26 protein-coding genes are annotated in these 26,819 nt (G+C 72.1%); 6 read left to right on the plus strand and 20 right to left on the minus strand.

The window, feature by feature from the left end:
• Nucleotides 1-183 precede the first annotated feature (183 nt).
• The 11 genes from WA788_RS27800 to WA788_RS27850 all read right to left on the minus strand — a co-directional run bounded on the left by WA788_RS27800 (nucleotide 184) and on the right by WA788_RS27850 (nucleotide 13,366).
• Nucleotides 184-633, minus strand: a complete 450-nt coding sequence (locus WA788_RS27800) for a hypothetical protein (RefSeq protein WP_335981832.1) — start codon at nucleotides 631-633, stop codon at nucleotides 184-186.
• 65 nt (nucleotides 634-698) lie between these two features.
• Nucleotides 699-1,976: a 2-hydroxyacyl-CoA dehydratase family protein gene (locus WA788_RS27805; protein WP_335981834.1), complete on the minus strand. Its 1,278-nt coding sequence runs from the start codon at nucleotides 1,974-1,976 to the stop codon at nucleotides 699-701.
• Entirely contained in the window at nucleotides 1,973-3,097 is a 1,125-nt protein-coding gene (locus WA788_RS27810; RefSeq protein ID WP_335981836.1) for a 2-hydroxyacyl-CoA dehydratase family protein, read from the minus strand. Before WA788_RS27810 ends, WA788_RS27805 begins: the two co-directional genes overlap by 4 nt.
• The gene (locus WA788_RS27815; RefSeq protein WP_335982021.1) at nucleotides 3,097-4,344 is read right to left on the minus strand and encodes a CaiB/BaiF CoA transferase family protein; all 1,248 of its coding nucleotides are present in this window, start codon (nucleotides 4,342-4,344) and stop codon (nucleotides 3,097-3,099) included. The genes WA788_RS27810 and WA788_RS27815 overlap by 1 nt, the downstream gene beginning before the upstream one ends.
• 5 nt (nucleotides 4,345-4,349) lie before the next feature.
• On the minus strand, nucleotides 4,350-5,486 hold the full coding sequence (locus tag WA788_RS27820; protein WP_335981838.1) for a CapA family protein: 1,137 nt from the start codon (nucleotides 5,484-5,486) through the stop codon (nucleotides 4,350-4,352).
• Nucleotides 5,483-6,331, minus strand: coding sequence for an alpha/beta fold hydrolase (locus WA788_RS27825; RefSeq protein ID WP_335981840.1), 849 nt, complete (start codon nucleotides 6,329-6,331; stop codon nucleotides 5,483-5,485). The genes WA788_RS27820 and WA788_RS27825 overlap by 4 nt, the downstream gene beginning before the upstream one ends.
• Nucleotides 6,328-7,842: an alpha/beta hydrolase domain-containing protein gene (locus tag WA788_RS27830; RefSeq protein ID WP_335981842.1), complete on the minus strand. Its 1,515-nt coding sequence runs from the start codon at nucleotides 7,840-7,842 to the stop codon at nucleotides 6,328-6,330. Before WA788_RS27830 ends, WA788_RS27825 begins: the two co-directional genes overlap by 4 nt.
• Nucleotides 7,839-8,891: an oligopeptide/dipeptide ABC transporter ATP-binding protein gene (locus WA788_RS27835; RefSeq protein WP_335981844.1), complete on the minus strand. Its 1,053-nt coding sequence runs from the start codon at nucleotides 8,889-8,891 to the stop codon at nucleotides 7,839-7,841. Before WA788_RS27835 ends, WA788_RS27830 begins: the two co-directional genes overlap by 4 nt.
• Nucleotides 8,888-10,804: a dipeptide/oligopeptide/nickel ABC transporter permease/ATP-binding protein gene (locus WA788_RS27840; protein WP_335981846.1), complete on the minus strand. Its 1,917-nt coding sequence runs from the start codon at nucleotides 10,802-10,804 to the stop codon at nucleotides 8,888-8,890. Before WA788_RS27840 ends, WA788_RS27835 begins: the two co-directional genes overlap by 4 nt.
• Nucleotides 10,801-11,742 (minus strand): ABC transporter permease, encoded by a 942-nt coding sequence (locus WA788_RS27845; RefSeq protein ID WP_335981848.1) that lies wholly within the window; start codon nucleotides 11,740-11,742, stop codon nucleotides 10,801-10,803. The genes WA788_RS27840 and WA788_RS27845 overlap by 4 nt, the downstream gene beginning before the upstream one ends.
• 40 nt (nucleotides 11,743-11,782) lie before the next feature.
• On the minus strand, nucleotides 11,783-13,366 hold the full coding sequence (locus WA788_RS27850) for an ABC transporter substrate-binding protein (RefSeq protein ID WP_335981850.1): 1,584 nt from the start codon (nucleotides 13,364-13,366) through the stop codon (nucleotides 11,783-11,785).
• A 310-nt stretch (nucleotides 13,367-13,676) separates the two neighbouring features.
• Between WA788_RS27850 and WA788_RS27855 the strand changes: the two genes are divergently transcribed.
• Nucleotides 13,677-14,540: a PaaX family transcriptional regulator gene (locus tag WA788_RS27855; RefSeq protein WP_335981852.1), complete on the plus strand. Its 864-nt coding sequence runs from the start codon at nucleotides 13,677-13,679 to the stop codon at nucleotides 14,538-14,540.
• Here the strand turns inward: WA788_RS27855 and WA788_RS27860 are convergent.
• Nucleotides 14,534-15,469, minus strand: a complete 936-nt coding sequence (locus tag WA788_RS27860; RefSeq protein WP_335981854.1) for a PaaX family transcriptional regulator — start codon at nucleotides 15,467-15,469, stop codon at nucleotides 14,534-14,536. The two genes, WA788_RS27855 and WA788_RS27860, sit on opposite strands and share 7 nt — an antisense overlap.
• A 271-nt stretch (nucleotides 15,470-15,740) precedes the next feature.
• On the opposite strand from WA788_RS27860, the gene WA788_RS27865 reads away from it, so the two are divergent.
• The gene (locus WA788_RS27865) at nucleotides 15,741-16,943 is read left to right on the plus strand and encodes a 4-hydroxybenzoate 3-monooxygenase (protein WP_335981856.1); all 1,203 of its coding nucleotides are present in this window, start codon (nucleotides 15,741-15,743) and stop codon (nucleotides 16,941-16,943) included.
• Nucleotides 16,944-16,962: 19 nt separating this feature from the next.
• Here the strand turns inward: WA788_RS27865 and WA788_RS27870 are convergent, their stop codons facing one another.
• Genes WA788_RS27870 through WA788_RS27890 form a run of 5 tightly spaced genes read right to left on the minus strand, consistent with a single transcriptional unit; the run spans nucleotide 16,963 to nucleotide 20,436 of the window.
• Nucleotides 16,963-17,895 (minus strand): PDR/VanB family oxidoreductase, encoded by a 933-nt coding sequence (locus WA788_RS27870; protein ID WP_335981858.1) that lies wholly within the window; start codon nucleotides 17,893-17,895, stop codon nucleotides 16,963-16,965.
• Nucleotides 17,892-18,041 carry a hypothetical protein gene (locus WA788_RS27875; protein WP_443034104.1) on the minus strand — a complete coding sequence of 50 codons (150 nt, stop codon included), beginning with the start codon at nucleotides 18,039-18,041 and terminating at the stop codon, nucleotides 17,892-17,894. Before WA788_RS27875 ends, WA788_RS27870 begins: the two co-directional genes overlap by 4 nt.
• Before the next feature lie 29 nt (nucleotides 18,042-18,070).
• Nucleotides 18,071-19,084, minus strand: a complete 1,014-nt coding sequence (locus tag WA788_RS27880) for an aromatic ring-hydroxylating dioxygenase subunit alpha (RefSeq protein WP_335981863.1) — start codon at nucleotides 19,082-19,084, stop codon at nucleotides 18,071-18,073.
• Nucleotides 19,085-19,102: 18 nt separating this feature from the next.
• Nucleotides 19,103-19,960, minus strand: a complete 858-nt coding sequence (locus WA788_RS27885) for an IclR family transcriptional regulator (protein WP_335981864.1) — start codon at nucleotides 19,958-19,960, stop codon at nucleotides 19,103-19,105.
• Between the two features lie 17 nt (nucleotides 19,961-19,977).
• The gene (locus tag WA788_RS27890; RefSeq protein WP_335981866.1) at nucleotides 19,978-20,436 is read right to left on the minus strand and encodes a MarR family winged helix-turn-helix transcriptional regulator; all 459 of its coding nucleotides are present in this window, start codon (nucleotides 20,434-20,436) and stop codon (nucleotides 19,978-19,980) included.
• Nucleotides 20,437-20,512: 76 nt separating this feature from the next.
• Between WA788_RS27890 and WA788_RS27895 the strand changes: the two genes are divergently transcribed.
• From WA788_RS27895 to WA788_RS27910, 4 genes are read left to right on the plus strand one after another with little or no spacing between them, the layout of a single operon-like run.
• Nucleotides 20,513-21,460 (plus strand): SDR family NAD(P)-dependent oxidoreductase, encoded by a 948-nt coding sequence (locus WA788_RS27895; protein WP_335981868.1) that lies wholly within the window; start codon nucleotides 20,513-20,515, stop codon nucleotides 21,458-21,460.
• A complete protein-coding gene (locus tag WA788_RS27900; RefSeq protein ID WP_335981870.1) occupies nucleotides 21,457-22,344 on the plus strand; it encodes an amidohydrolase family protein in 888 nt (295 codons plus the stop codon). The genes WA788_RS27895 and WA788_RS27900 overlap by 4 nt, the downstream gene beginning before the upstream one ends.
• 11 nt (nucleotides 22,345-22,355) lie before the next feature.
• On the plus strand, nucleotides 22,356-23,837 hold the full coding sequence (locus WA788_RS27905; protein ID WP_335981872.1) for an acyl-CoA synthetase: 1,482 nt from the start codon (nucleotides 22,356-22,358) through the stop codon (nucleotides 23,835-23,837).
• Between the two features lie 46 nt (nucleotides 23,838-23,883).
• The gene (locus WA788_RS27910) at nucleotides 23,884-24,351 is read left to right on the plus strand and encodes a MaoC family dehydratase (RefSeq protein WP_335981874.1); all 468 of its coding nucleotides are present in this window, start codon (nucleotides 23,884-23,886) and stop codon (nucleotides 24,349-24,351) included.
• Nucleotides 24,352-24,473: 122 nt separating this feature from the next.
• Here WA788_RS27910 and WA788_RS27915 read toward each other — a convergent pair whose 3' ends face one another.
• The 3 genes from WA788_RS27915 to WA788_RS27925 are packed head-to-tail and all read right to left on the minus strand — an operon-like array spanning nucleotide 24,474 to nucleotide 26,774.
• The gene (locus WA788_RS27915; RefSeq protein WP_335981876.1) at nucleotides 24,474-25,394 is read right to left on the minus strand and encodes an NAD-dependent epimerase/dehydratase family protein; all 921 of its coding nucleotides are present in this window, start codon (nucleotides 25,392-25,394) and stop codon (nucleotides 24,474-24,476) included.
• Nucleotides 25,395-25,443: 49 nt separating this feature from the next.
• Nucleotides 25,444-26,130, minus strand: a complete 687-nt coding sequence (locus WA788_RS27920; RefSeq protein ID WP_335981878.1) for a type 1 glutamine amidotransferase domain-containing protein — start codon at nucleotides 26,128-26,130, stop codon at nucleotides 25,444-25,446.
• Nucleotides 26,127-26,774, minus strand: coding sequence for a TetR/AcrR family transcriptional regulator (locus tag WA788_RS27925; RefSeq protein WP_335981880.1), 648 nt, complete (start codon nucleotides 26,772-26,774; stop codon nucleotides 26,127-26,129). Before WA788_RS27925 ends, WA788_RS27920 begins: the two co-directional genes overlap by 4 nt.
• Between the last annotated feature and the right edge of the window lie 45 nt (nucleotides 26,775-26,819).

The raw sequence follows: 26,819 nt of genomic DNA on the forward strand, positions 1-26,819 counted from the left end.
CCCGGAGACCCGGAAGGCGCGATCGACTTCCGGCCCGTCCTCTCGGCGCTGGCGGAAGCCGACTACGAGGGATGGCTGGTGGTCGAGGCCGAACAGCACCCGGCGACGGCGGAACCGCTGAAGTACGCCACGATGGCCCGCCGCTACCTCCGCGAAGTCCTGGGATGGTGAGAGGGACCCGGTTCAGGTGTCCGGGTCGACGTCGGGGTGCGTGAACCGCACGGGCTTGCCGAGCGACCGGGCGTAGGCGATCTCGGCCCGGGTGCTGTCCCCGATGTAGCCGCCGACGACGAGCACCTCGTCGGCGAGCCGGATCTTCGCCCGGTGCAGGTCGTCGAGCCGGGCCTTGAGCGCCTTGGCCTCGACGGGATCGGACCACAGCGCGTGCGGTGACTTCATGTCACAACCCGGTTTGACGACGATCTTCCCCGCCGCGGTCTCCCGCACATCGGCCTCGGCCATCTCCGCCATGAACCGGGTGGACCCGCAGATCACGACGACCCCCGGGAGGGCGAGCCGTCTCTTCGCCTCGGCAAGCGCCTCCTCGGGGGTCGGGTGCGGTCCGGCCCGACCGGTCGCGGCGACCACTTCTCGCGCGATGTCCCCGACCGGCTGTGCGTCCGCGTGGTCCATGGGGACAGCGTGACAGGGCGCGGCCCCCCGCGCGATCCGATATCGATCAGCCCCCGTGGAGCGGCTCAGCCGTGATCGGGCAGCGACTCCGTCCAGCGCGCGACCTGGGCGTGCAGGGCCGCGGGGTCGAGGGAACGGCCGTCCGCGTTGTCCGCCCGGATCTCCGTCACCGGGATGCCCGCCTCCCGCAGGGCACGTGTGGTGAACCAACTGCTGCGGCTGTCGGGGCTGATGAGGTGGACCACGCCGTCGACCCGGTGCGCACGGGCTTCCTTCACGTACCACTCCACCGACCACGGCGGTGTGTACATCTGGTCGCGGAAGGCGCAGAACCTGGCCGCCAGGGCGCGCAGCGGGTCGTCGCCGTAGCGGGCATAGGCGTCGGCGGCGAGGGCGAGGTACATGGACCAGACGAACACCGCGCCGTGCGACTGCTCGAAGGAACGGTAGAAGTCCATGTCGAACCAGAGGCCGCGTCCGATCCACATCAGCCGGCGCCTCTCCCGCGGGACGACCGCGCGCCCCTGGGCCACGAGCGCACTGACCTCGTGGTAGAGGGATTCGGCTGCCGAGGTCGCCCACGGTGTGCCGCGGTGCCACTGCGGGATCATCACCGCCGGGATGACGTCGTTGACCGGGACAGGGCACTGCGGGGCGGAGGCCAGCAGGTCCCGGGTTCTGCGGTTCCACTCGGCCTGCTCGTTGGACAGCGCCATGATCCGAGCGAGGCGTTCGGTACTGAAGCGTGCTCCGGTGAGCTCTTCGAGCCGGGGGACGAGCACCCGGAGTTCCTGGTGGAGCAGATCGATGCGCGGGGAGCCGATGGCCGTCTCCCAGTCGTGGCGCATCAACTCCCACCAGTTCGCCGGCACGGTCTCCGCCGCGGCGCCCTCCAGCGGGAGGAAGGGCACGCCCAGTTCGCTCTCCCACAGCTGGAACATACGGTGCATGTTGTCGCCCGTGCAGTCCGCGAGGACGACCGACGGCAGCGGCAGCCCGCCCCAGGGCGCGTCCTCGCCGCGCGGGGACAGCGCCTCGGCCAGCGGCAGGGCACTGTACTGCTCGACGTCGTCGGGCAGCCCGCGCTCGCGCAGCGCCTCCAGGTACCGGCCCGACATCCGCTTGGCGGAGATGATGGACGCCCACCACTGGTTGACGACGTACGGGACGTCCATGGCGCGCAGCAGTTCCTGCGGGAAGTCGGCGTTGACGAGGGCCAGCGGGCGCCCCCGCTCCGTCTGGCCCCGCAGGCTCGCGAACCATTTGCGCTGGTGGCGCAGCGCGTCCCCGGCCGCTTCGAGGCGCGGGCCGGTTCCCCTGCGGGCGGGTGTGCGGTCGGTCATGGTGTCGTCTGCGCTTCCTGCGTGAGGAGCCGGCGGCTCAGTTCGGGCAGGTCGATGCCGGCGTAGGGCTGGTCGCGCAGGAGCGTGGTGGGCACTCCCGCCGCTGCCGCGCGTGCGGGCTCGCCCCACCGGTGGGCGTCGTCGTACCTGCGGCAGTAGGTGAGGACGTACCGCGCGCCGCTGCTGCCGACCGCGTCGCGGAGGGCGGATGCCGTCTGCCGCGGGGGCCGGGCCGTGGCCGGCAGCACCGCGCGGGTGTAGTGGTCCGCGAGGGCCTTCAGGGTCGGTTCGCCGACGGGCGGCTGGTCGCCGCCGTCGCCCCAGTCGTGGTCCTCGCCCACCACCCGCCAGCCGTCGCCTTCGAGCGCGTCGTAGACGTCGGCGGTGTCATGGGTGCTTCCGGAGACGTACAGCGGACGGCCCGCGGGCCGGGCGGTGGCACCGGCCAGCGCGGTGGTGAGGACGGCGGCGTACTCCCGGGCCGGCATGGCCGTGCCGGCGGCGTACCACCGCAGCGCCTCGCCTCCCGGCAGAAGGCCGGCGCGGCGGCGGCGCAGCTCGGTGCGCGCGGCCCGTGCGGCGTCGTGGTCGGCGACCGCCTCCGCCAGTTCGGCCGCGTCGACAGCGCGTCCCCGCCAGGCCGCCAACTGGTCGGCGAAGCGGCGCAGGCGGCCCAGGTTGTACAGCCGGGTGGGCTCCCCGGGCAGGTGGAGCAGATCGACGAAGTGGACCGGGGGGAGGGTCTGCGCCCCGATCCGGCGCAGCTCCCTGAGTGTGTAGAACAGTTGGAGTGAGGCGTCGCAGTCGTGGGTGATGACGATCAGGTCGGGCACGGGGTCGTGGTCCTCGGGTGTGAGGATCGCCGCGAGGACGTTCACCGTCTGCGGGTCGACGGCGCCGTCCAGATAGGTCCCGGCCAGGGTGGTGTCCCGCCCGGTGTGTCCGGCCAGCCGTACGGGCAGGGCACCGGCGGCTGTGATCAGTTCGACCGGGGTGTCGCAGCCGACGTAGCCGACCACCGGCCGGCCGTGCGCCGCGTGCCGCCGGGCGCTCAGTCCCCGGTCGTCGTGCGCGGCGCGCAGGGCGACGGCCGCCCGCTGTGCCTCGGGGGGCGCCGTCATCACACCACCCCCGCCTGCCGGAGTTCGGCTATCTCCGCAGCCGACAGGCCACCGATGGTCGCGAGCAACTCCTCCGTGTGCTCCCCGAGATGGGGTGCGGGAGTGTCCAGGCGGACGTCGGCGTGGGAGAAGCGGATGGGGACTCCCGGACCCATCAGGCCGGTCGGGCCGTGCTGGGGGTGGCCGAGTTCGACGACCTCCTCCCGGCGCAGCACGTCGGGGTTGCGCAGCGCGTCCGCCGGCTCCAGGACCTCGGCCGCGGGCGTGCCCTGCGCGACGAGGGCCGCGACGGCCTCGGCGCGCGGCCGGCCCTGCGACCAGGCCGCGACCATCTCGTGGAGTTCGGAGGCGTGGCGCACGCGCTGGTCGCGGGTGGCGAACCGTTCGTCGTCCATCAGCTCCGGACGGCCCATCGCCCGGAAGACGCCCCGGGCGAAGGTGTCGGTCGGCCCGCAGAGCGCGATCTGCCCGTCCTTGGCGGGGAAGATCCCGAACGGGGCAAGGCGCGGTACCGAGTTGCCGGTCCGCAGCGGCATCCCGACCTGTTCGAGGGCGTCGAAGGGCTCCGTGGACAGCAGCGAGGTCAGCGCGCCGAGCATGGAGACGTCGACATGCTGGCCCACACCGTCCTGGTCGCGCTGGACCTTGGCCGCGAGGGTGCCGATGACCGCGTACAGCGGTGCCAGCAGGTCGCCCACCGGCAGGCCGAAGCGGACCGGGTCGGCACCCGGCTCTCCGGCCGTGTACATCACCCCGCTCAGCGCCTGGATGATGGAGTCCATCGCCTTGCCCGTTCCGCCCCCGGCACCGAATCCGCTGATCGAGGTGTAGATCACGGACGGGTTGACGGCCCGCACGTCGTCGTATCCGACGCCGAGGCGGTCCGCGGTGCCGGCGGCGTAGTTCTCCACGACGATGTCCGCGTTGCGGGCCAGCCGCAGGAAGGCCGCGCGTCCCCTCGCGTCCTTCAGGTTCATGGTGATGCTCTTCTTGTTGCGTCCGCGGCCCATCATCGACACCGACATGTCGGTGTCGGAGGTCCGCCCGGTGCTCAGCCCGTGCGGCCCGTAGTAGGGCGAGTTGGTACGCGCGCTGTCGCCGCCGGTCGCGGGGTTCTCGACCTTCACGACGGTGGCGCCGAGCCCGCCGAGCAGGAGTGTGGCGTAGGGCCCGGACAGGGCGGTGGTCAGGTCGAGCACCACGGTGCCCGCCAGCGGACGGCTCGGCGTACGGGCCTGGTGCGGCATGTCGGTCACCGTTGCTCTCCCTGGGTGATGGTCACGATGTCGTCGCCGCTCCAGTCGAAGCGGGTGGACAGGCCGGCCCTGCGGCTGATGTCACGGACGTAGGCGACGACCTCCTCGCCGCCCGTGGCCCGGGTCAGGGGTACCGGCCGGCCCGCGTCGTCGATGCGGCACGGCCGCAGCCGGGCGTGCACCTCCCCGTCGTCGTCGACCTCGACGCAGGCGACGACGGTGTTCCTGGACTCGGGGTGGAAGGGGTAGGAGGGCATGTCCGGGTCGGGGGCGAAGCCGTAGAGTTCGACCCGGCGCTGCGCCCATGCCCGGCGTTCCGGGCTGTCGTTGTCGTCGGCGGGGGTGAGGGCGCGGGTGACGGTCACGAAGTTGCCCAGGCCGTGGTAGATGGGGCGGCCGCGGTGGATCTCGATACCGCGCATGATGTGCGCGTGGTGGGCGAAGACCGCGTGTGCGCCGGCGTCGATCGCGGCCTGCGCCACGGGCCGCTCGTACATGGCGAGTACGGCCGGGGTGTGCCCGATTCCCTTGTGGAGTCCGACCACCACGATGTCCGCCTGCTCCCGGGCGGCCGCGATGTCCTGGCGCATCGCGTCGAGGCTGCCGGGTTCGGCGAAGGTGTAGGTGCTGGGCGGGCCGCCCGGGCTCGCGTGGTCGAGTTCGTAGTGGGTCAGCACGTGTACGTAGGCGCAGCCGGGCTTCGACGAGGTCGCCCAACTCTCGCGCGGGCCGACGCAGTTGTAGCTGAGCACCGCCACTTTGCGGTGCCCGGCGCGGACCACGGCCGGCTTCCTGGCCTCGGCGAGGGTTGCGCCCGCCCCGGCGCTGGCGAGGCCGTGCTCGTGGGCGTGCCGCACGGTGTCGAGCACGCCGTCGGGTCCGGTGTCGGCGATGTGGTTGCCGGCGAGGGTCACCACGGAGAAGCCGGCCCGGGCCAGGGCGCCCAGGGCCGCCGGATCGGCCGGCGGCGCCGGGACGTCCGTGCTGGTCTGCGCGGTGGTGGTCGAGTGCGGCACCTCGACATGGCCGATGACGGTGTCCGCGCCCAGCAGGGTGCGGCGGCTGGGCTCGAAGAAGGAGTCCGGGTCGGGCTCGTCGAGGATGATGTCGCCGACGGCCAGGAGCGTCGTCATCGCCACTCACCCCCGTTGGTCTCGTAGTCGGCCAGTTCGCCGAGGAAGACCCCCACCTCGCGGGCCAGTCGCCGCGGGCGTTCCTCCGCCATGAAGTGGCCCTCGTCCTCGAACAGCACGGTCTTGCTGTGGGGGACGGCGGTCGCGGCGCGCAGCGCGGACCGCGGGGAGATGACGCCGTCGCGCAGGCCGACCAGGGACAGCACGGGAACCTCGATGGTGCGCAGGATCTTGCTGAGTTCCTCGTCGGTGGCGGCCTCGGGGAAGGGCATTCCCTGGTTCACCAGCGCTTCCTGCTCGGTGTAGCCGAGGTGGTGTTCCACCAGCCTGCGCAGGGTGCGCTCCCGCGTCCTGAGCCGTTCCTCGCCCTCGGTCCTGCCGCCGAGGATGCCGAACTGCTCCCTGAGGACGGCCGGGTCGCGGCGTCCTTCGACGACGCGTCTGCGGCCGGCCGAGGAGGAGGTGTCGCCGGACCGGTCGTGCGGTGTGCCGACGACGCTGATCAGGGCCCGCAGCCGCTCGGGGTGGCTTCGGGCGAGGTGCCAGCCGATGCCGGCGCCGTGCGAGACGCCGGTGTAGACGAAGCTGTCGATGCCGAGGTGGTCGGCGACGGCCAGCACGTCGGCGCCCCACTGGTCCAACCAGCCGGCGGCCGGCGGCCGGGCCAGATGCGTGGAGCGGCCGAAGCCGCGGGCCTGCACCGTGACGACCGTGCAGCCGTACGGCTCCTCGGCGAGGATCGCCGGATACGGTCCGAAGCCGGAGGCACTGGAGATGACGACGTCACCGCCGGCGCCGTGCTGTTCGAACCAGATGTCGGCGCCCTCGAGGGCCAGGATGGTCACGGGCGGGTTCCTTTCTCCCGGGCCGCCGCGGTGCGGGCGGTCCTGTCGTGCGGGTGGGGCGCGGGGGGCGCGGGTTCACCGGTCAGGTGGGGCAGGGACCGGCGGTGCGCGGCGTCCAGCAGTTGCCGCGCGTCGCGTTCCAGGAGCAGGCCCTGGCCGGTGAGCCGTGCGCACGCGGCCTCGTACCGGTCCAGGTACTCCTGCCGGGTGGGGTAGAGCGCGCGCAGCTCCGCGACGGGCAGCGGCTCGGCGTGGCCGATCATCCGGGCGACCATCTCCGCGGTGCCCATGGGCGCCCAGGGCGAGGGAGCGCAGTATCCGGGGACCGGTGTGCTGTGCGGGCGGTAGGCCGCCACCGGCGCCTCGACCCAGGGGGTGCGGACGCCGCCTCGTACGTTGCCTCTGCTGTCGCGTACCAGTTCCTGTACGCCTGCGGTGCTCTCGGGGCCGGCGAAGGCGAATCGCTCGGCGCGCGGGGGAACCGCGCCGGTGGCCGCCCAGCGGTGCAGCAGGGCGTACGCGGCACGTGCCACGGCGTCCAGGCGGGCGTCGCTGGTCTGCTCGTTGATGCGCCGGTCGGACACGTCGTGGCCGCGCCGGCGGAACTGGGTGCGGTTGGTCAGCACCGTCCACAGGTGCGGGTTGTCGTGCGAGGTGCCGGCGACCTGGTAGAGGCGGTAGCGGTCGTTCGGGGCGTCGCTGTCCTCGCGCAGCGCCGGGCCGTGGGTTTCGCTCTCCAGCTCGCTGAGCACCTCGAAGACGGGGACGTCGGCGGGGCCGATGACGCGCCGCGGGTCGTCGGCCGGCAGTACCGGGGAGCCGTCGCCCAGCGGCGGGTAGCCGGCGTCGCCGGCGGCCCCGGAGGAGATGCCGATGAGGTAGCCGTCCACGGCCGGCGCCCCGCCGGCCAGGCGGTGCCGCTGGTGGAAGCCGTCGCGCAGGAAGACCCGGCAGAAGCTGCCGGTGTTCGACCAGCCGGACAGGTACACGTACCGCACCTGGTCGGCGAGTTCGCCCAGCGCGCTGCGGCCGGGGGTGCGCAGCGCGGCGAGGATGCCGCCGACGATGTCCCAGCGCAGGCCGGCGGCGGGGATCGACAGCTCGCCGTAGCGCTGCGGGTCGAACGCCTCCCGCATCGTGGCCGCCATGCGGTGGTCCTGGGTGATGCCGACCCAGGCGGCGCCGGTGTCGGTGATCCACGGATGCGCCGTCTGCCAGGTGCTCGCGGTGTCGTAGTCGGGATGCAGGGGTTCGGCCAGGACGACGCCGTTGAAGCGCTGGGCGGTGGGGAACCGCACCAGGACGCGGGTGACGTAGGGCTGTTCGCCGGTCTGCTCCCGCACCCCGTCGCGGTGGCGGTGTTCCCCCGCCGTGCCGGTGGCGAGGAGCTCGCGCTCCTGGTAGCCCAACGGCCCGAGGTCGACGCCGACGCCGTCTGCGGGCAGATGGCTGGTGCCGAGCGGTGGCGATGGCGCGGCGGCGTCCACTTCGCGCAGGTGGCGCAGCGTCATGGTGTGGTGCTCCCGGGGGTCTCGTGGGAAGGGGTGAGGTCCTCGGACCAGGGCGGCAGTTCGTCGGCGCGGTGGCAGGCGACCTGGCCGCCCAGGGGCGCGGGCCGCAGCAGGGGCCGTTCGCTGTGGCACCGGTCGACGGCGAAGGGGCAGCGGTGTGCGAAGGGGCAGGCGTCACCCAGCGGGGCCTGCCTGGCCGGCGGCAGCGCCAGTGCCTCGCGCCGCTCGCGGCGGGCCCGCTGCCGGTCGAGGTCCTGCAACGGCGCGGACACGACCAGTTGCCGCGTGTAGGGGTGCTGCGGCTGCCGGTGGACGTGCTCGGCGGGCCCGGTCTCCATGACCCGGCCGCGGAAGAGGACGACGAGGCCCTCGGCGATGTGGTCGACGACGGCCAGGTCATGGCTGATGAACAGCAGGGACAGGCCGAGGTCCTGCTGGAGTTCCAGGAGCAGGTTGAGGATCTGTGCCTGGATCGACAGGTCGAGGGCGCTGACGGCTTCGTCGCAGATCAGCAGCCGGGGCCGCAGGACGAGTGCGCGGGCGATGGAGATGCGCTGCCGCTGCCCGCCGGAGAACTGGGCCGGATAGCGGTCCGCCGCCTCCTCGGGCAGCCCGACCCTGGCCAGCATGGCCCGGACGCGTTCCTCGCGGGCGGCCGCCGTCAGCGGGCCCCCGGTGCGGGCGACGTGCGCCCGCAGCGGCTCCTGGAGGGTGTAGCCGATGGTCTTGGTGGGGTCCAGCGAGCTGTACGGGTCCTGGAAGACGACCTGGATGTCCTGCGGCCGGTCCCCCCGGCGCAGATCGTTCAGCACCTGCGTGCCGTAGGAGATCCGGCCGACGCTGAGCGGGGCCATGCCGAGAACGGCCTTGGCGACGGTGGACTTGCCCGATCCGGACTCGCCGACCAGGCCGACGACGCGGCCCGCGGGGACGCTCAGGCTCACCCCGTCCACCGCCCGGCGCTTGCGCCGCCGACCGGTCGGGTAGTCCACGACGAGGTCGGTGACGGTGAGTTCGGCGGCCTCGTCGGCCGCCGTGGCGCCCTTCACTGCCGCGCCTGGAGGAGCTTGGTGTGGATGCATCGGCTGGCACGTTCCTCGTTCAGTCGGATCAGCGGAATGACGTCGCCCGCGCAGTCGGCCGAGGACAGGGCGCACCGGTCCTTGAAGCGGCAGCCGTCGAACCGGCTGCCCGGCGGCGGCACGGCCCCGGCGACGGCGTCGATCGGGGTGCGCCGCGGGGCGTTGTCGGGGCTGGATGCCATGAGCGCGGCGGTGTACGGGTGGCAGGCGGCGCCGAAGACCTGCTCGACCGGGGCGCGTTCGACGACCTGGCCCGCGTACATGACCGCCACGTGGGTGCAGATGTCCGCGACGACGCCCCAGTCGTGGGTCACGAGCAGGACGGCCATGCCGGTCTCCCGCTGGAGGCGGCGCAGCAGGGCCAGGATGTCCGCCTGGACGGTGACGTCCAGGGCGGTGGTGGGCTCGTCGGCGATGAGCAGGTCGGGAGAGCCGGCCAGGGCGGCCGCGATGGCCACGCGCTGGGCCATGCCGCCGGAGATCTGGAACGGGTAGCGCCTCGCCATCTCCTCGGGTTCGGGGAGTTCGACCAGTTCCATGAGTTCGATCACCCGGCGCCGCGCCGCCTCGCGGGACATCTTGGCGTGGGACCGCACGATCTCCGACAGTTGTGCCCCGATCCGGAAGGAGGGGTCCAGGGCGACCATGGGTTCCTGCGAGATGAGGGCGATCCGGGTGCCGCGCAGGGCGGCCATCTCCTTGCGGCTCGCCCGGGTCAGGTCCTGGCCGTCGAAGACCACCGAGCCGCCGGTCACGGCGCCGTTGGCCTCCAGCAGGCCGAGGACCGCCCGTGCGGTGACGGACTTGCCGCTGCCGGACTCGCCGACGAGCCCGAGGGTCTGCCCTGCGGCCAGGTCGAAGCCGACGCCGGCGAGTACCTCCACCTCGCCGCCGGGGGTGAGGAAGGAGACGCTCAGGTCCCGCACCGACAGCAGGGCGGTCCCCTCGGGGGCGGGAGCCGGGGCGGCAGCCGGGGCGGTGTCGGGGCGACGCGTCGCGGGTTTGACGCGCAGGCCGCCGGAAGAGGTGTGGTTCTGCGCGGTGACGTCCCGCACGGTGTCGCCCAGGATGCCGAGGGCGAGCACGGTCACAGCGATCAGGCCGCCTGACGGGACCAGCAGCCAGGGCGCCGTGCTCAAGGTCGTGGCCGCCTCGTTGACCATGCCGCCCCAGGTCGCGGCGGGCGGGGGCGGGCCGAGCCCGAGGAAGGTCAGACCGGTCTGGATGCCGAGGCCGAGCGCGGCGAAGAGCGAGGTCTGGACGATGATGACGCCGCGGCTGCGGGGCAGGATGTGCCGGAAGATGATCTGGGTGCGGCTCAGCCCGAGCAACTCGGCGGCGGAGACGTACAGTTCCTGCCGGACCGTCATCGCGGCGCTGCGGATGATGCGCATCGTGCCCGAGGCGCCGAGCACGCCGAGGGTGATCATCGCGGCCGCGATGGAGTGGTCGAAGATGGAGAGGATGGCCAGCAGGATCACGATGACCGGCACCGACAGCACAATGTCGGCGGCCCGCATGACGAACCGGTCGAACCTGCCGCCCAGGTAGCCGGTGGCGACGCCGAGCGGCACGGCGACGAGCAGGTGCGCGGCTACGCCTTCCAGGATGCCGATGATGGATGACCGGCCGCCGTACAGCAGCCGGCTCAGCACGTCCCGGCCGAGGCTGTCGGTCCCCAGCCAGTGGGCGCCGGAGGGTTTCTGGAGGATCTGCTGGAGGTTCTGGTGGAGCGGGTCGGCCGGTGAGATGACCGGGGCGAGCAGGCAGCAGACGAACAGCAGCAGCAGGAAGCCCGCGGTGATCCGGCCGCGCCAGGTGGCCAGTACGGAGCGCAGGACGCCGCGCCTCTTGGCGGGAGAGTCGGTTGCCGTGGTCATGAGACGCGGACCTTCGGGTTGAGGAGGCCGTAGGCGAAGTCGATCAGGAGGTTGATGACGATCACGGAGAGGGTGAAGAAGACGCCGACACCGAGAATCACGGGCACGTCGTGGTCGAGCGTGGCCTGGGTGGCCAGGGAGCCGAGGCCGGGGAGGACGAAGACGTTCTCGATGAACACCGCCCCGCTGAGCATGCCGACCGATACCAGTCCGAGCGAGGTCACCACCGGGATGGCGGCGTTGCGCAGCACGTGCCGGTAGCGCACGGACCGCTCGGGGACGCCGTTGGCCCGCAGGAACTTCACGTAGTCGGCCTCCAGCACCTCCATCACGGTGTCGCGGGTCTGCTTGGCGACGGAGGTGATGCCCTGCAGGCTCAGCGCCAGTACGGGCAGGATGATCGACTTCAGCCATCCGGTGGGAGACGCCGCGAAGTCCTGGTAGCCGGTGGCCGGCAGCAGGTTGAGGTGCACGGCGAAGAAGGTGACCAGGATCAGCGCGATCCAGAAGCTGGGCAGGGCGAAGCCGAGCAGGGACACCACGTCGATGAACCGGCCCAGCGCGCCGCCGCGCACCGCGCTGGCGAAGCCGAGCGCGACTCCTGCGACAGCGCTCAGCAGCATGCTCGGCACCAGCAGCGACAGGGTGACGCCGAGCCGGCTGTTCAGGCTGGACATCACGTCCACGCCGCTGATGATCGACGTTCCCAGGTCTCCGTGGACGGCGCCGAGCAGCCAGTGGCCGTAGCGGACGGCCCACGGGTCGTTCAGCCCGAGTTGGCCGCGCAACGCCGCCAGGCTCTGGGGCGTCGCGTTCTCCCCGAGGATGGTGCGGGCCGCGTCTCCCGGCACGACGGCCTCCAGGCCGAAGATGATCAGGGAGACGATCAGCAGGAGGGGGATGGACATCACGAGGCGATGGACTATCAGCCGCCACACGGCGTGCCTCCGCTTCTTGCGTGCCGTACGGCCGCGCCGGTCACTTCAGCCGCCAGGACAGATCGGCGGTGGGGCCTACGGGCATGGGGTTGGGGTTCAGGACCGACAGCTGGACGTTCTGCAGCCCGGCCGCGGTGTAGTAGACGTTCTGGGTGGCGAAGATCGGCACGGTCCAGGCGAGATCCTGCAGCCGCTGCGAGGCCTTCTGGTACTGCGCGGTACGGGTGCGGGCGTCGGTCGCGGTCGCGGCCTGCTGGAGGATCGAGTCGAGCCGGGCGTCGGAGGAGCCGAAGGGGTTGAACAGGCCGGTGGTGATCTGCGAGTCGAGATCGGACATGGTGGTGCCGGCGGTGGGGAAGATGACCGCGGCGTACTTCTTCGACAGGGCGTCCGCGGTGAACTGGGCGATGCCGGTGGTCTGCACCTGGAGCGTGGCGTCGATGCCGATGTCCTTCAGGGTGCTGGCGATGGCCTGGGAGTAGGTGTTGTTGACGTCGAGGACGGACTCCGTCAGGACCTTGAGCTTGAATCCGTTCGGGTAGCCGGCCTGGGCGAGCAGGGCCTTGGCCTTCGCCACGTCGTGGCCGTAGCCGATGCCCTTGTCGTAGCCGTCGGTCCCGGGGAGCAGCACCTGGTTGCTGCCGGAGGCGTAGGCGCCGGCCAGTGCCTTGGCGATGGCGGGGCGGTCGAAGGCCAGCCCGATCGCCTGGCGTACCCGTGGGTCGGCGAGGGCGGGGGCGATGGCGCCCTGGCGGTCGACCAGGTTGAGCGACCAGTTGAAGAACGGTGCGGTGTCGACCGTCAGCCCCGACCGCTTCGCGGCGGCCGCGGTGGTGGAACTGCCGGCGGCGAACTGGACCTGGCCGGTCTGGGTCGCGGACAGCACGGCGTTCGGGTTGTTGATGACGCGGACGATCGTGGAGTCGAAGTGCTGTGCCGCGGGCTGGAAGTAGTGCGGGTTCTTCTTGTACACGTACCGGTTGCCCGCGACCGAGGTGGTGCCGTCGTAGACGAACTGGCCGGTGCCGTCGCTGGAGGTGAGCAGCGACTGGGGGTCGGCGAGTGCTTTGGGCCCGATGAGGTTGCCCATCCCGTTGTACTGGGTCAGCGTGGACGCCGCCTCCGGGGTCGGCTTCTTGTAGGTGATGCGCACCTTGGCGGGTGCGACGGCCTCGACCTTCGCGACCGGGCCGACCTTTCCGACCAGGCCGCCGCCGGCGCCCAGGAAGTAGTTCATGGAAGCGGCAGCCGCCTTGGCGTCCAGCACCGAGCCGTCGGAGAACTTCACACCCGGGCGCAGCGTCAGCTCGAACACCTTGTTGGCGTGGTCGGTGAAGCCCCACTTCACGGCCAGGTCCGGTACCAACTCGCCCTTGCCGTCCAGGTAGATCAGCGGATCGTAGGCCAGTGACACGAAGACCGCGGACTCGCCGTTCCCGGCCTTCGCCGGGTCCAGGCTCACCGGCGGTCCGGGGAACTGGAGGGAGAGTTGGGAACCCGACTGCGAACCGGTCCCGCCGCCGGAGCAGCCTGCCAGCGCGAGGGCGCAGGCCGCGGCCGCGACCGCCAGACGGGGACGGGTGGCTCCTGGGTGGCGCCCGGAGGCGGAGGTGAAGCCGTACATTGCGCTCCTCAGCGACTGTGATGGGGACCACGGGACGGGGCGAACGTATCTACGTAGATAACGAGCGTCAATAGAAGTGCAACGTATCTTTCCTGCCCGCGTGACGGATGGGGCGCAGGAAGATCCCGGTTGACGTTGACATTCGTCGAGGCGGTCTCGATGATTCGAGCAGGATCTGTGACGTCCGGCATCGAATGTGTGATCAGTTGGAGGAGTGTCGCCGTTGGACACGAAGGCTCGCTCGGCTTCGGCCCGGGACTCCGCGGAACAGGCGATGCCCCGCATGCAGGAAGGCCCGTCCCCCCAGCACGTGTTAGTGACCCTGCTGGGCGACTACTGGCTCCTCCACGACCGCCACCTCTCCTCGGCCGGACTCATCGACCTGCTCTCCGAGTTCGGCATCAGCAGGTCCAGCGCCCGCGCGGCGATGAGCCGGCTGCTGCGGCGCGGCGTCGTGGAGGTCCGCAAAGTGGGGCGCCAGACCTTCTACCGCCTGGCCGACCAGGCGGCCGAGCGCGTGCGCGAGGGGGGCCTGCGCATCGCCGCCTTCGGCCTGGACGGCGACTGGGACGGCCACTGGACCGTCGTCGCCTTCTCGGTGCCCGAGGACCGGCGCGACAGCAGGCACCTGCTGCGCTCGCGGCTGCGCTGGTTCGGCTTCGCCCCGCTCTACGACGCGGTGTGGGTGTCCGCCTCCGCGACCGCCGCCGACGCACAGACCGTGCTGGACGAACTGGACATCTTCACCGCGACGGTCCTGCGCGGCACCACCGTCCTGACGGCCGACCGCTCACCGCTGGCCGCCTGGGACCTGGACGCCGTGGCCGAGGTGTACGCCTCCTTCATCGACGGGACCCGCCCGCTGCTGGAAGAGGCACTGGCCGGCCGGGTCACACCACGGCACGCTCTGATCGCGCGCACCCGCCTCATGGACACCTACCGGCGCTTCCCCGGCATCGACCCCGGCCTCCCCAGTGCCCACATGCCGGCCGGGTGGCCTCGCGACCAGGCCCGCTCACTGTTCATCCAGGCGTACAACGCCCTCGGCCCGCTCGCCGAGGCGCGGATCAAGCAGATCATGGCCCTGCACGACGAGGACGCCGCCGCGCAGGCGCGCTTCCGGTCCGCGGACTGGGCCCCGACTCCCCCGCGGGGGCGCCGGTGCGGTCAGTAGGCCGCCCACGCCGCGACGGTGCGCTGTTCGGTTAGCTCGGCCAGGCCGCTGTCATGGACGGCGATGATCTGCCGGAACCGCAGTGCCGCGAGCGGCGCCAGTCCGTCGTGGAGCGCGGTGAACAGCCGGCGGGCCCGCGCCCGTGGCCAGTCGGGCGGCAGGAGCTTGTCCGGCAGGCTCGGATCGAGTCCGGGGAAGACCCGCCAGGCGTCGAAGACCCTGGTACGGGTGACCAGCGCGTCGCTCGGGCTGACGGTCCCGGCGTCCATCTGCGCCGGCGATTCCCGGTGATCGGCGAGGAAGCGCTCGTAGGACGCGGCGACGTCGTCCAGGTCCCATGCCTTCAGCGGGGAGTTGCCGCCGGCCTCCGAAGCCCTCAGCACGGTCAGGTTCCCGACACCGGCGGCCCGGAAGATCGGCCCGAGCGTCGCGGGGTCGGCGTGCGCCGACACCCACAGCCCGTCGAAGAGGGGGGCGAACCCCAGCCACCGCAGGTAGCTGCGCACACGGTGGCGCACGTGCCGCTCCTGCTCGGGCACGCTGAAGGCCGCGACCGTCCACAGGCCGTCCCAGTCCTGGGAGTCGGCACCGAACCGCATGATGCTGGCGGTCCGCTGCCGGTTGTCCTCCCGGCCGTCGTCGCTCAGCCGCAGATACGACTGCCGCCCGGACTTCTCGGCCGCCAGGACGCCGCGCTTGACCAGCCGGTTCGCCGTCGCGCGCGCACTCGTCTCACTGATGCCGAACTCGGCCAGCAGCGCGATGAGTGCGCTCATCGGCAGGGCCGCGGCGGTGTCCAGCCAGTACTCCCCCAGCAGCGTCGTCAGGAGTCGCTGCGGCGAGGCCCCCGTCTGCTGGCGCGGGAGGACGCTGCCTTCTTCGGCACGTCGCAGTACCAGCGCCTCCAGGGACGGCTTCTCCAGTGACATGGCGCCAGCCTATCGGGGCCGCCCGGCTCTCGGCCCGGGCGCCGCGTCCGTACCGGCACCCGGTATCTGCCGGGTCGCCGGCTGCTGTTGACAAGGGGCGCGACCCGACACAGACTCATGCTGGCCAATTACGAATAATAGTTCACCAGGCGAACACGATCGAGTGGATGGGCGGACGGAGCTCGGCCCGGTCCGCCGTCCACGGCCGAGAGCCCGCGGCGAACGCGACCTCCGCCCTCGCCGACCGCATCCTCCAAGAAGAGACCTCGCCATGACCTCGCTCACCGCGCCCCTGCCCGCCCGTACCACCGTCGGCATCGTGGGCGGCGGCCCCGCCGGCCTCCTGCTCGCCCGCCTCCTCCACCAGGCGGGCGTCGACTGCGTCGTACTCGAGTCCCGCAGCCGTGCCTACGTGGAACAGCGCCAGCGCGCCGGAATCCTGGAGCAGGGAACCGTCGACGCGCTGCGCTCCAGCGGCGCCGCCGAGCGGCTGGACCGCGAGGGCCTGGTCCACGACGGCGTCGAACTGCGCTGGAACCGGCGCGGCCACCGCATCGACTTCCCGTCGCTCACCGGCGGCCGCAAGGTCTGGGTCTACGCCCAGACCGAGGTCGTCAAGGACCTCATCGCCCTCCAGCTCCGCGACGGCGCGCCGCTGCTCTTCGACGCCGAGGTCTCGCAGGTGACCGCCGCCGACACCGACCAGCCGATCGTCCACTACACCCACGGGGGAGGCGAGCACACCGTCGTCTGCGACTACGTCGTCGGCTGCGACGGTTTCCACGGCGCCACCCGCAAGGCCATCCCGGCAGCCGCCCTGAGCACCTTCGAACGGGTCTACCCCTACTCGTGGTTCGGCATCCTCGCCGACGTGCCGCCCTCCAGCGACGAGCTGGTCTACGCGCACTCGCCGCGCGGATTCGCACTGCTCAGCATGCGCTCCCCGACCGTCAGCAGGCTGTACCTCCAGGTGCCCAACGGCACCGACGCCGCCACCTGGACGGACGGGCGGATCTGGGACGAACTCGACGCCCGCTTCGCTGTCGACGGGGACTGGAAGCTGGCCAGGGGGCCGATCACGCAGCGGTCCGTCCTGCCGATGCGCAGCTCCGTCACCGAGCCGATGCGCTGGGGCCGGGTGATACTCGCGGGCGACGCCGCGCACATCGTCCCGCCCACGGGCGCGAAGGGCCTGAACCTCGCCGCCTCCGACGTCATCGTCCTGGCCCGCGCCTTCGAGGAGTTGGCCGCGACCGGCTCCACGGCAGGGCTCGACTCCTACTCGGACACCTGCCTGCGGCGGGTGTGGCGCGCGGAGCACTTCTCCTGGTTCATGACGACGACCCTGCACACCGCCCCGGACCAGTCCCCGTTCGACACCCGTCTCCAGCTCTCGCAACTCGACCGCATCGCCGCCTCGCCGCATGCCGCCGCCGAACTGGCGCAGAACTACGCGGGCCTGCCGGTGGGCTGAGATGCGGTGCCGGCCGAAGTCACAGGTCCAGGGTCAGCCGGCCGCCAGGTGTGCGGCAGCGGGAGACGCAGATCATCATCGTCTCGCCGGCGGCACGTTCCTCGTCGGTGAGGACGGTGTCGCGGTGGTCGGCCTCGCCCGACAGGACATCGGTCTCGCAGGTGCCGCAGGTGCCCTCCGCGCAGGAGTAGAGGACGCTGATGCCCGCCTGCTGAACGGTGTGCAGGATGCTGCGGTCCGGCGGGACGGTCAGGACGACGCCGGACCGGGCGAGTTCGACGTCGAACGCCGTGTCGCCCGAGGTGTCGGTGGCGGCGGCGGTGAAGCGTTCCAGGCGCAGGGTGGAGGCCGGCACACGGGACTCGACGGCCGCCAGCAGCGACGCCGGGCCGCAGGCGTAGACGAGTTCACCCGGGCGCAGGCCGTCGAGGTAGCCGTCCAGATCGAGGTGGCCGGTGGTGAGGGTGACGCGTCCGGCCGGGTGCTCTTCCGCCAGTTCCTCGACGAAGGCCATGGAGGAGCGGGAGCGCCCGCCGTACAGCAGCGACCAGTCCGAGGCGGACGCCGTGGCCGCGGCCAGCATCGGGAGGATCGGTGTGATGCCGATGCCTCCGGCGACGAAGCGGTGGCGCGGCGCCGGCTCCAGCGGGAAGTGGTTGCGAGGGCCGCGGGCCCGCACCCGGGCGCCCGGCCACAGGGAAGTGTGGACGAAGTCCGAGCCGCCGCGCCCGTCCGCCCTCCGCAGCACGGCGATCCGCCACCCCTCGCCGCGGGGCGGTCCGCACAAGGAGAACGGGCGCTCCAGGCCGTCGGCCAGCAGCAGGTCCACGTGCGCGCCGGGCTGCCAGTCGGGCAGCGCCCGGCCGTCGGCACGGCGCAGCGTCAGGGACACCACGCCGACCGCCTCGTCGCGGCGGTCGGCGACGACCAGGTCCAGGGTGGTGTCGTTCACCGGGCGGCGTCCTCGTCGGCGGGGTGGTCGGGGTGGGTCAGCAGCCAGTCCCACATCCCGACGGGGTCCTGGCACGCGTGTTCCGCGCCGCAGTGGCAGCGGCCGAGCAGCACATCGGTGCCGGGCAGCCAGCGAATGCGGAACACACCGGATTCGGCGGATCGCGGCCCCGGGGTCATCGCGCGGCCAGCCGGGCCAGGATGCGCCGCGCGGCCAGGCCGCCGGTGTCGATGTTGATGCTGAGTTCCTGGTAGCCCTCGGTCTCCGTGTCGAGGCAGCGCTGCAACACGTTGAGCGCGTCCACGTCCTGCATGACCACGGTGTGGTTGAAGTCCCGCAGGAAGGTGGTGACCTCGGCGTCCTGGACCGCGAAGTCCCTTGAGACGGCCCAGAAGTCGTAGACCTGGCCGGGAGCCGAGGGGGTGATCGCATAGGTGATCTCGGTGCGGAACACGGGGGAATCCTGCCCGGTGGGGCTGATCCGGCTGTGCAGCAGGTAGAGGCAGGGCGCGCGGTACTCGATGTCCTGGAGGCGCTGGATGCGTCCCTCGATGCCGGTCGAGCGCGCGTAGAAAGGCGGGCACTCGGCGTCGGGCATGTGACGGGAGACCCGGACGACCCCTGCCTCCTCGTCGACCTCGGTGGTGATCGGGGTCTGCGCCACCTCCGGCGTGCCGATGTAGCCGCCGTGCAGGTAGGTCTCGTGGGAGAGGTCCAGCAGGTTGTCGACCAGCAGGCCGTAGTCGCAGTCGATGGGCTCCATGCCGCTGACGGTGACCCAGCCGTCGTCCACCAGGTGCGGGGCGCGCGGGATCGCGGCGGTGTCGGCCGCCTCGGGGTCGCCGATCCAGACCCAGACGAAGGAGTCGACCTCCGCCACGGGATAGGAGCGCACCCGCGCGGTACGGGGGACGCGCTTCTGGCCCGGGACGAAGACGCAGGTGCCGGTGGTGTCGTAGGTGAAGCCGTGGTAGCCGCAGACCACCTGGTCGCCGTCCAGGCGGCTTGCCGACAGCGGGAATCGGCGGTGTACGCAGCGGTCGGCGAGGGCGACGGCCCCGCCCGCCTCGGTGCGGTACAGCGCGATGGGCTCGCCCAGGACGGTGCGGCCCAGCAGGTCGCGGCCGACCTCGGCGGACCAGGCGGCGACGTACCACTGGTTGCGGGCGAAGGCTGAGTGCGTGGCCATGGCAGGAGTCCCGTCCCTCTACGGCGGAGCGCCGGTGCTCCGCGTGCCGCCAGGCTCCGGCCTGTGTCCGGCCTGGGACAAGGGGACTTCCGCCCGGCGGAAGTCCCGGGGCCGATGCGACGCGGGTTGCCAGCCCAGCGCCCGTGAGATGCCACGGCCGGCCACCCGCACGACGGGGACGAGCGCCGCGGTCCGCGCGCCCGCGAACGGCACGACGACCGAGACGGCCGCGACCACCTCGCCGCGGGAACCGAGCACCGGCGCCGCCACGGACAGCGCGTCGTCGGTGATCTGGCGGTCGCTCACCGCGCATCCGCTGCGTCGCACCTCGGCGAGCATGCGGCGCAGCCGCACCGGATCGGTGACCGTGAAGGAGGTGAACGCGGCCAGGTTCCCGGCGCAGTAGCGGTCCTGTAGCGCGGCGCCGCCGTGGGCGAGCAGCACCAGGCCGACGCCGGTGGCGTGCAGTGGCCAGCGGGCGCCGACCCGGCTGCGGACGCCGACGGCCGAGCGGCCCGCGATGTGCTCGGTGTAGAGGACCTCCATGCCGTCGCGCACCGCGAGTTGCACGTTCTCGTGGGTGGTCTCGTAGAGATCCTCCAGGAAGGGCATCGCCGCCTGGCGCAGTCCCACCCCGCGCGGGGCCAGCGCGGCGACCTCCCACAGGCGCAGCCCCACGTGGTAGCGACCGTCCTCGGTGCGTTCGAGCGCGCCCCAGCCGGTGAGCGCGCCGACCAGACGGTGCGCGGTGGGCAGCGGAAGGTCGGCGCGCTGGGCGATCTGGGTCAGCGTCAGGGCGGGATGCGCCTGCTCGAAGGAGCCGAGCACGGCGAGCAGGCGGTCGGCCGCCGAACGGGCGGGGGGTGGGCCGGGCACGCGGCCGGGATGTGGGGTCAGTCGCCGCCGGCGGTGGAGTCCGCCGGTTCGGCGATCCGCAGCAGCAGGGCGTGCAGGGTCCGGCGGTCCTCGGCGCCGAGGGGTGCCAGCAGGTCGTCGGTGACGCGGGCGCCGTCCTGTTCGCTGTCCCGGAGCAGCTGCTCTCCGTCCTTCGTCAGCACGACGATCCGGTTGCGCCGGTCGCCGGGGTCGGGGCGGCGTTCGACCAGTCCGAGCCGCTGCAGGTCGTCGACGAGGCTGACGATGGCGCTGGGGTCGTAGCCGAGCCGGTCGCTCAACTCCCGCTGCCGGGCGCCCTCGACGGCGGAGAGATAGCGGAGCAACGCGTAGTGCCGCAGTCGCAGGCCGTGCTGTTCCAGGCCCGCGTTGAACAGACTGCCCGAGCGCAGGCCCAGGCGGTACAGCAGGTATCCGGTGTCGGCGTGCAGGCCGCGCATCCAGGGTGCGTCGCTCATGGCGGCATCATTCCGCAAAGCGACGGTCGATCGCAACTATTGACAGCAACAATGGTTGCTCTTAACTTCGTTCCCCATGAGCGATGAACCCACTCCCCACCCCTCCCTCGATCTGGCCGGCAAGGTCGCCGTCGTCACCGGCAGCGGACGGGGACTCGGCCTCGCCTACGCCACCGCACTCGCCGCTGCCGGAGCGGCCGTCGTCGTCAACGACCTCGACGCGGAAGTCGCCGAGCGGGCCGCCAGGACCATCACCGACGCCGGTGGCCGAGCCGTCGCCGAGGCCGTCGCCGTCGGCGGCAGCGAAGCCGCGGACCGCCTGGTCGCCCGCGCCGTCAGCGAGTTCGGACGCCTCGACGTCATGGTCACCAACGCCGGGATACTGCGCGACCGGGTGCTGTGGAAGATGACCGACGAGGACTTCGACGCCGTCATCGGCACCCACCTGCGCGGCACCTTCACCTGCGCCCGCGCGGCCGCGGTCCGCATGCGCGAGCAGGGCGACGGCGGCACCCTCGTCATGGTCGGCTCCCCGGCCGGGCAGCGCGGGAACTTCGGCCAGACCAACTACGCCGCCGCCAAGGCCGGCATCGCGGCCATGGTCCGCACCTGGTCCATGGAGCTGGCCCGCGCCGGCATCACCGTCAACGCGATCGTGCCGGTCGCCGCCACCGCCATGACCGAGACCATCCCCGCCTTCGCGCCCTACGTCGAACGCCTCCGGCAGGGGCAGCCGCTGCCCGACTTCCTGCGCAAGACAGAGGGCTTCGGCACGCCCGAGGACTGTGCCGCCCTGCTGCCCTTTCTCGCCTCCGACGCCGCCCGGGACGTCACCGGCCAGTGCATCGGCATCGGCGGCGACCGGCTCACGCTCTGGTCGCACCCGCAGGAGAGCGCCGTCGCCTACGCCGACGGCGGCTGGACCCCGCAGGCACTGGCCGCCGGCTGGCACGGTTCGGTCGGCCGCGAGCCGCAGTCGGTCGGCATCCCCGCTCCGCGCATCCCCGAGGGGCAGCAGGCATGACAACCGCCCGGCCCCTCGCCCCCGAAGAGCTCACCGCCATCGACGTCCACACCCACGCCGAGGTCTCCGCACGGGGGAACGCCTCGCTCTCGGCCGAACTCGACACGGCCTCGGAGGCTTACTTCAAGGTCGAGGGCAAGCGCAAGCCCACCCTCCCGGAGATGGCCGCCTACTACCGCGAGCGGAACATGGCCGCGGTCGTCTTCACCGTCGACGCCGAGCACGCCACCGGCACACCGCCGGTCCCCAACGAGGAAGTGGCCGAGGCCGCCGCGGCCAACCCCGACGTGCTCATACCCTTCGCCTCCATCGACCCCTTCCGCGGCAAGGCGGGCATCCGCCAGGCACGGCGGCTGGTCGAGGAGTACGGAGTGCGCGGGTTCAAGTTCCACCCCAGCATCCAGGGCTTCTACCCCGACGACCGGATGGCGTACGGACTCTACGAGGTCATCGAGGAGACCGGCACCGTCGCCCTCTTCCACACCGGCCAGACCGGCATCGGCGCGGGTGTCCCCGGCGGAGGCGGAATCCGGCTGAAGTACTCCAACCCGATGCGTGTGGACGACGTCGCCGTCGACTTCCCGCATCTGAAGATCATCCTCGCGCACCCCTCCTTCCCCTGGCAGGACGAGGCGCTCGCGGTCGCCACCCACAAACCCGGCGTGCACATCGACCTCTCCGGCTGGTCGCCCAAGTACTTCCCGCCGCAACTGGTCCAGTACGCCAACTCCCTGCTCCAGGAGAAGGTTCTCTTCGGTTCCGACTACCCCGTGCTGACCCCGGACCGCTGGCTCGCCGACTTCGAGAAGCTGCCCATCAAGGACAGCGTCAGGCCCAAGATCCTCAAGGACAACGCGGCTCGGCTGCTGGGACTCACCTCCTGAAGGAGCCTCACATGCGCAACGAGGGCATCGGGTCCTGGCCCGCCCGCCGAGCCCGGAAGACCCCGCACCGCACCGCGCTCATCCACGGCGAGCACCATCACAGTTACGCCGACCTGCACGAGCGCACCACCCGCCTCGCGCACGCGCTGCGCGCCGCCGGCATCCGCCGCGGCGACCGCGTCGCCTACCTGGGACCGAACCACCCCGCCTATCTGGAAACCCTCTTCGCCACGGGCATCCTCGGCGCGGTCTTCGTCCCCCTCAACACCCGCCTCGCCGCAGCCGAGATCGCCTACCAACTCCAGGACAGCGGCGTCCGGGCCCTGCTCCACGCGTCCTCGCTCGCCGGCCTCGTACCCGCCGAGGTCCCCTGGACCGTGGAGATCGGTCCGGTCTACGAGGGCCTGCTGGCCGCGGCCGCCACCGAGCCGATCGACGAGACCGTCGCCCAGGACGAGCTCTGCCTCATCATGTACACCTCGGGGACCACCGGTCGCCCCAAGGGCGCCATGCTCACCCACGGCAACCTCACCTGGAACGCCGTCAACGTCCTGGTCGACCACGACCTCACCGCCGACGAGCGGGCCCTCGTCTCCGCCCCGCTCTTCCACACCGCCGGGCTGAACATGCTCACCCTGCCCGTCCTGCTCAAGGGCGGCGCCTGCGTCCTGGTGGAGTCCTTCGACCCGGCAGCCACGCTGGCGCTGATCGAGCGGCACCGGATCAGCTTCATGTTCGGCGTCCCGACCATGTTCGACCTCGTCGCGCGGCAGTCGGGCTGGGAGCAGGCGGACCTCTCCTCACTCCGCCTGCTCACCTGCGGCGGCGCTCCGGTGCCGGCCGCGCTCATCCACACCTACCAGCAGCGGGGCCTCACCTTCCTCCAGGGATACGGCATGACCGAGGCGGCCCCCGGCACGCTCTTCCTCGACGCCGAGCACGCCGTCAGCAAGGCCGGCTCGGCCGGCGTCCCGCACTTCTTCAGCGACGTCCGGGTGCTGGGGCCCGGGGGGCGGCCCGTGCCGGCGGGCGAGTTGGGCGAGGTCGTCGTCCGCGGACCGCACGTCGGCCCCGGCTACTGGGGTCTTCCGGAGGAGACCGCCGCCGCCCTCCACGACGGCTGGTTCCACAGCGGCGACGCCGCGCGGGTGGACGCCGACGGCTACGTCACCATCGCCGACCGGATCAAGGACATGTACATCTCGGGCGGCGAGAACGTCTACCCCGCGGAGGTCGAGGACGCCCTGCTCGCGCTGCCCGGCGTGGCCGAGTGCGCGGTGATCGGCGTCGCCGACGAGCGGTGGGGCGAGTCCGGGCGGGCCTTCGTGGTCCCGGCGCAGGGCGCGGCACCCGCTCCCCGGGAGCTGCTTGCCGCACTGGACGGCAGGCTGGCCAGGTACAAGATCCCCAAATCGGTGGTGCTCGTGGACAGCCTCCCGCGCACCGCCTCAGGAAAGATCCTCAAGCGCCGGCTGCGCGAAGAACACCAGTAGCCGCACGGCAGCCGGCGCCCCCCTCCAAGAGCAAGGACCACCCGTCATGACCACGCCCTCCACCCTCACCGTCCACGGACTCGACGAGCTCAAGGCGCTCGCCGGCGCCGAGTTGGGCACCAGCGACTGGATCGAGGTCACCCAGGACCGTATCAACGGCTTCGCCGACGCGACCGGCGACCACCAGTGGATACACACGGACGTCGAGCGCGCCGCCGCGGGCCCCTTCGGCGCCCCGATCGCCCACGGATACCTGACGTTGGCGCTGTTCATCCCGCTGTTCACCGGCCTGCTGGAGGTCGAGGGCGTCAGTACCAAGGTCAACTACGGCCTCAACAAGGTCCGTTTCCCCTCGCCGGTCCGCGTCGGTTCCCGCATCCGCCTCGCCGCGCGCCTGGCGGCGGTCGACGAGGTCCCCGGCGGCTTGCAGATCACCGTTGACGGCACCATCGAGATCGAGGGCGCCCCCAAGCCGGCAGCGGTCCTCCAGAGCGTGTCCCGCTTCTACGCCTGAGCCCGCGGCCGACGCGGTGGCCGCCAGGGTCGTCTTGCCCGCACCGGGTCCGCCGGTCAGCGTCACCAGGACGGGACGCCCGCTCCCCCGGCTGTGCGGCTGCGGCTGCTCGCTCTGGAGGGTCATGCGCGGAGGAGGCGGGCGATGCCGTCGGGGTAGCTGGTGACCTGGAAGTCGGGGAAGCGGGCCGCGAACTTCGACGCGTCGAAGATGTTGTCCTGCCGGTAGCGCGGCAGGAGTTCCTCCGCTTCCCGGACCGCCGGGTTGACCAGCCCGCCGATCCGGAACGCCCACCCGGGGACGGTGGAGTAGCGGACGCGCCGCCCCAGGGTCCGCGCGGCGACGTCGATCATGCGCTGGTAGGTCAGGCGGTCCGGGTCGACCGGCAGATGCCAGGTCTGCCCGTAGGCGTCGGGCGTGTTGCCGATGAGGGCCATCGCCCGGGACGCGTCCGGGGTCCAGATCAGGCTGCGCCGGGCGTGGGCGTTCAGCGGCACCATCGCCCGCTTGGCGTGCCGGATGCGGTCGAAGACGGCCGAGTTGGTCAGGCTCTGGGTCTTCCCGGGCCCGTAGAACTCGGGGGCGCGGCAGATCACGGCCTCGACGGTGCCCGAGTCCATCGCGGCCAGCAGCTCCGTCGCGATCCGCGCACGCACCGCGGACTTGCGCCCGACCGGCGCGAACGCGGTGTCCTCGGTCTGCGGGCTCGACGTCCGCGGGTACATGTAGGTGTTGTCGAAGAAGACGAGTCTGCTGCCGTGCTTGCGGCAGGCAGCGATCGTGTGCGCCATCATTGCCGGGAACCGCTGCTCCCACAGTCCGGAGTCCATCGGCAGCCCGACGGTGAGGTAGACGACGTCGCTCCCCGCCACCGCCGCGTCGGTGGCCTCGGCGTCCGTGAGGTCGGCGGCCACGAGCTGGTCGCTCTCGTGCACCTTGGCGGGGTTCCTGCTCACGAGCCGGATGTCGTGCGTGACGTTCCGGTACAGCTCACGGGTGAGCTCTTCGGCGATCTGGCCGCCTGATCCGAGCACGGTCTGCATGGTGCGCCTTTCAGGTCGATGTCCGGGGTGGCGGTGGCGGTGCCCGCCGTCAGAGCAGCGCGGCAACCTTGGCCGCCGTCGCCTTGGCCGATCCGGGGTTCTGCCCGGTGACCAGCCGGCCGTCGACGACGGTGTAGGAGGCGAACGGCAGGAGCGCCTTCGAGTAGCGCGCGCCGCGCTCCTTCATCCGCTGCTCGACGTTGTAGGGCACGAGTCCGCCGACGCGGGCGAGCACTTCCTCCCGCCAGGAGAACCCGGTCAGCTTGCGGCCGGCGACGAGGTGGCTCCCGTCGGACAGAGTGGTGTCGAGCAGCCCGCAGTAGCCGTGGCAGACCGCGCCGACGACCCCGCCGCGCTCGAAGATCTCGCGGGTGATCCGTTGCAGGCCCGCGCTGCCGGGGAAGTCGAACATCACCGCGTGGCCGCCGGTGAAGTAGATCGCGTGGTAGTCGGCCGAGTCGATGTGTCCGGGGGCGGCCGTGTCGTCGAGCAGGGCCATCCGGGCCGGGTCGCCGTGCCAGGACCTGGCGGACGCGTCGTAGCTGGGGAACTTCAACGACCGCGGCTCCAGCGGGGACTTCCCGCCCGCGGGGCTGACGATCGTCTGCTCCAGGCCGTGCCGCTCGAAGATGTCGCAGGCGTGGGTGAGCTCGGACAGCCAGAGCCCGGTCGGGTGCGACGGATCGGCCTCGTAGTGGTCGACATTGCTGACGACGATCAGGATGCGGCGGCTCATGGGCCCTCGATTCCGGGCGGCGGGACGGGTCGGACGACAGGCGGGGCGGAAGGTGGGCCGGCAGGCGGGGCGACCGGCGGGAGGACGGCGGCGAATGCCGCACGCACGCGCGCGTCGACAGCGGCGGGATCGGCCCGGGACAGCTTGCCGTCGAGGTGGAGGAAGGCCAGGCCGTGGGCGAGCGACCACCCGGCGGTGGCCAGGACGGCCGGATCGGACGCGGGGAAGACCCCGGCCATGACCGCTTCGAGGTGGTCGTGCAGCGCACCGGCCGCGCGCACCCTCGCGTCGTCCTGGTCGTCGCACGCCTGCCCGAACATCAGCCGGAACAGCGCCGGCCTGCGCAGGGCGAAACGCACGTACCCGACGGCGAGTTCACCGACGTCGGCGGCCGACGTCGGGGCCGGCCCGCCCGAGGTGAGGTCGCTCAGCAGTTCACGCAGTCCGTGGACGGCGAGCGCCGACTCCAGCTCCTCGCGGTCGGCGAAGTGCCGGTACGGGGCTGCCGTGGACACACCCGCCCGGCGGGCGAGCGCCCGCAAGGAGAACGGCTCGCCCGCCTCGAGCATCTCCAGGGCGGCCAGGACCAGCGCCGCCCGCAGGTCGCCGTGGTGGTAGCCGGGTCTGGCCGGATTCGTCTCCATCGCCACCTCACAAAGTAAGCGCTGCTTACATTAGCACAGCGGCGC

Source organism: Streptomyces sp. CA2R106, from assembly GCF_037034245.1.
Lineage (GTDB): Bacteria > Actinomycetota > Actinomycetes > Streptomycetales > Streptomycetaceae > Actinacidiphila.

Coding starts and splice junctions, on each gene's coding strand:
- WA788_RS27820 (WP_335981838.1), bottom strand. CDS start 5,486: ATGACGACGCTCCTGGCCGTCGGCGACATCATCCTCGACGAGCCCGAC.
- WA788_RS27925 (WP_335981880.1), bottom strand. CDS start 26,774: ATGGAGACGAATCCGGCCAGACCCGGCTACCACCACGGCGACCTGCGG.
- WA788_RS27815 (WP_335982021.1), bottom strand. CDS start 4,344: ATGCCGCACCAGGCCCGTACGCCGAGCCGTCCGCTGGCGGGCACCGTG.
- WA788_RS27910 (WP_335981874.1), top strand. CDS start 23,884: ATGACCACGCCCTCCACCCTCACCGTCCACGGACTCGACGAGCTCAAG.
- WA788_RS27865 (WP_335981856.1), top strand. CDS start 15,741: ATGACCTCGCTCACCGCGCCCCTGCCCGCCCGTACCACCGTCGGCATC.
- WA788_RS27900 (WP_335981870.1), top strand. CDS start 21,457: ATGACAACCGCCCGGCCCCTCGCCCCCGAAGAGCTCACCGCCATCGAC.
- WA788_RS27890 (WP_335981866.1), bottom strand. CDS start 20,436: ATGAGCGACGCACCCTGGATGCGCGGCCTGCACGCCGACACCGGATAC.
- WA788_RS27905 (WP_335981872.1), top strand. CDS start 22,356: ATGCGCAACGAGGGCATCGGGTCCTGGCCCGCCCGCCGAGCCCGGAAG.
- WA788_RS27860 (WP_335981854.1), bottom strand. CDS start 15,469: ATGTCACTGGAGAAGCCGTCCCTGGAGGCGCTGGTACTGCGACGTGCC.
- WA788_RS27850 (WP_335981850.1), bottom strand. CDS start 13,366: ATGTACGGCTTCACCTCCGCCTCCGGGCGCCACCCAGGAGCCACCCGT.
- WA788_RS27915 (WP_335981876.1), bottom strand. CDS start 25,394: ATGCAGACCGTGCTCGGATCAGGCGGCCAGATCGCCGAAGAGCTCACC.
- WA788_RS27840 (WP_335981846.1), bottom strand. CDS start 10,804: ATGACCACGGCAACCGACTCTCCCGCCAAGAGGCGCGGCGTCCTGCGC.
- WA788_RS27920 (WP_335981878.1), bottom strand. CDS start 26,130: ATGAGCCGCCGCATCCTGATCGTCGTCAGCAATGTCGACCACTACGAG.
- WA788_RS27880 (WP_335981863.1), bottom strand. CDS start 19,084: ATGGCCACGCACTCAGCCTTCGCCCGCAACCAGTGGTACGTCGCCGCC.
- WA788_RS27805 (WP_335981834.1), bottom strand. CDS start 1,976: ATGACCGACCGCACACCCGCCCGCAGGGGAACCGGCCCGCGCCTCGAA.
- WA788_RS27830 (WP_335981842.1), bottom strand. CDS start 7,842: ATGACGCTGCGCCACCTGCGCGAAGTGGACGCCGCCGCGCCATCGCCA.
- WA788_RS27800 (WP_335981832.1), bottom strand. CDS start 633: ATGGACCACGCGGACGCACAGCCGGTCGGGGACATCGCGCGAGAAGTG.
- WA788_RS27810 (WP_335981836.1), bottom strand. CDS start 3,097: ATGACGGCGCCCCCCGAGGCACAGCGGGCGGCCGTCGCCCTGCGCGCC.
- WA788_RS27895 (WP_335981868.1), top strand. CDS start 20,513: ATGAGCGATGAACCCACTCCCCACCCCTCCCTCGATCTGGCCGGCAAG.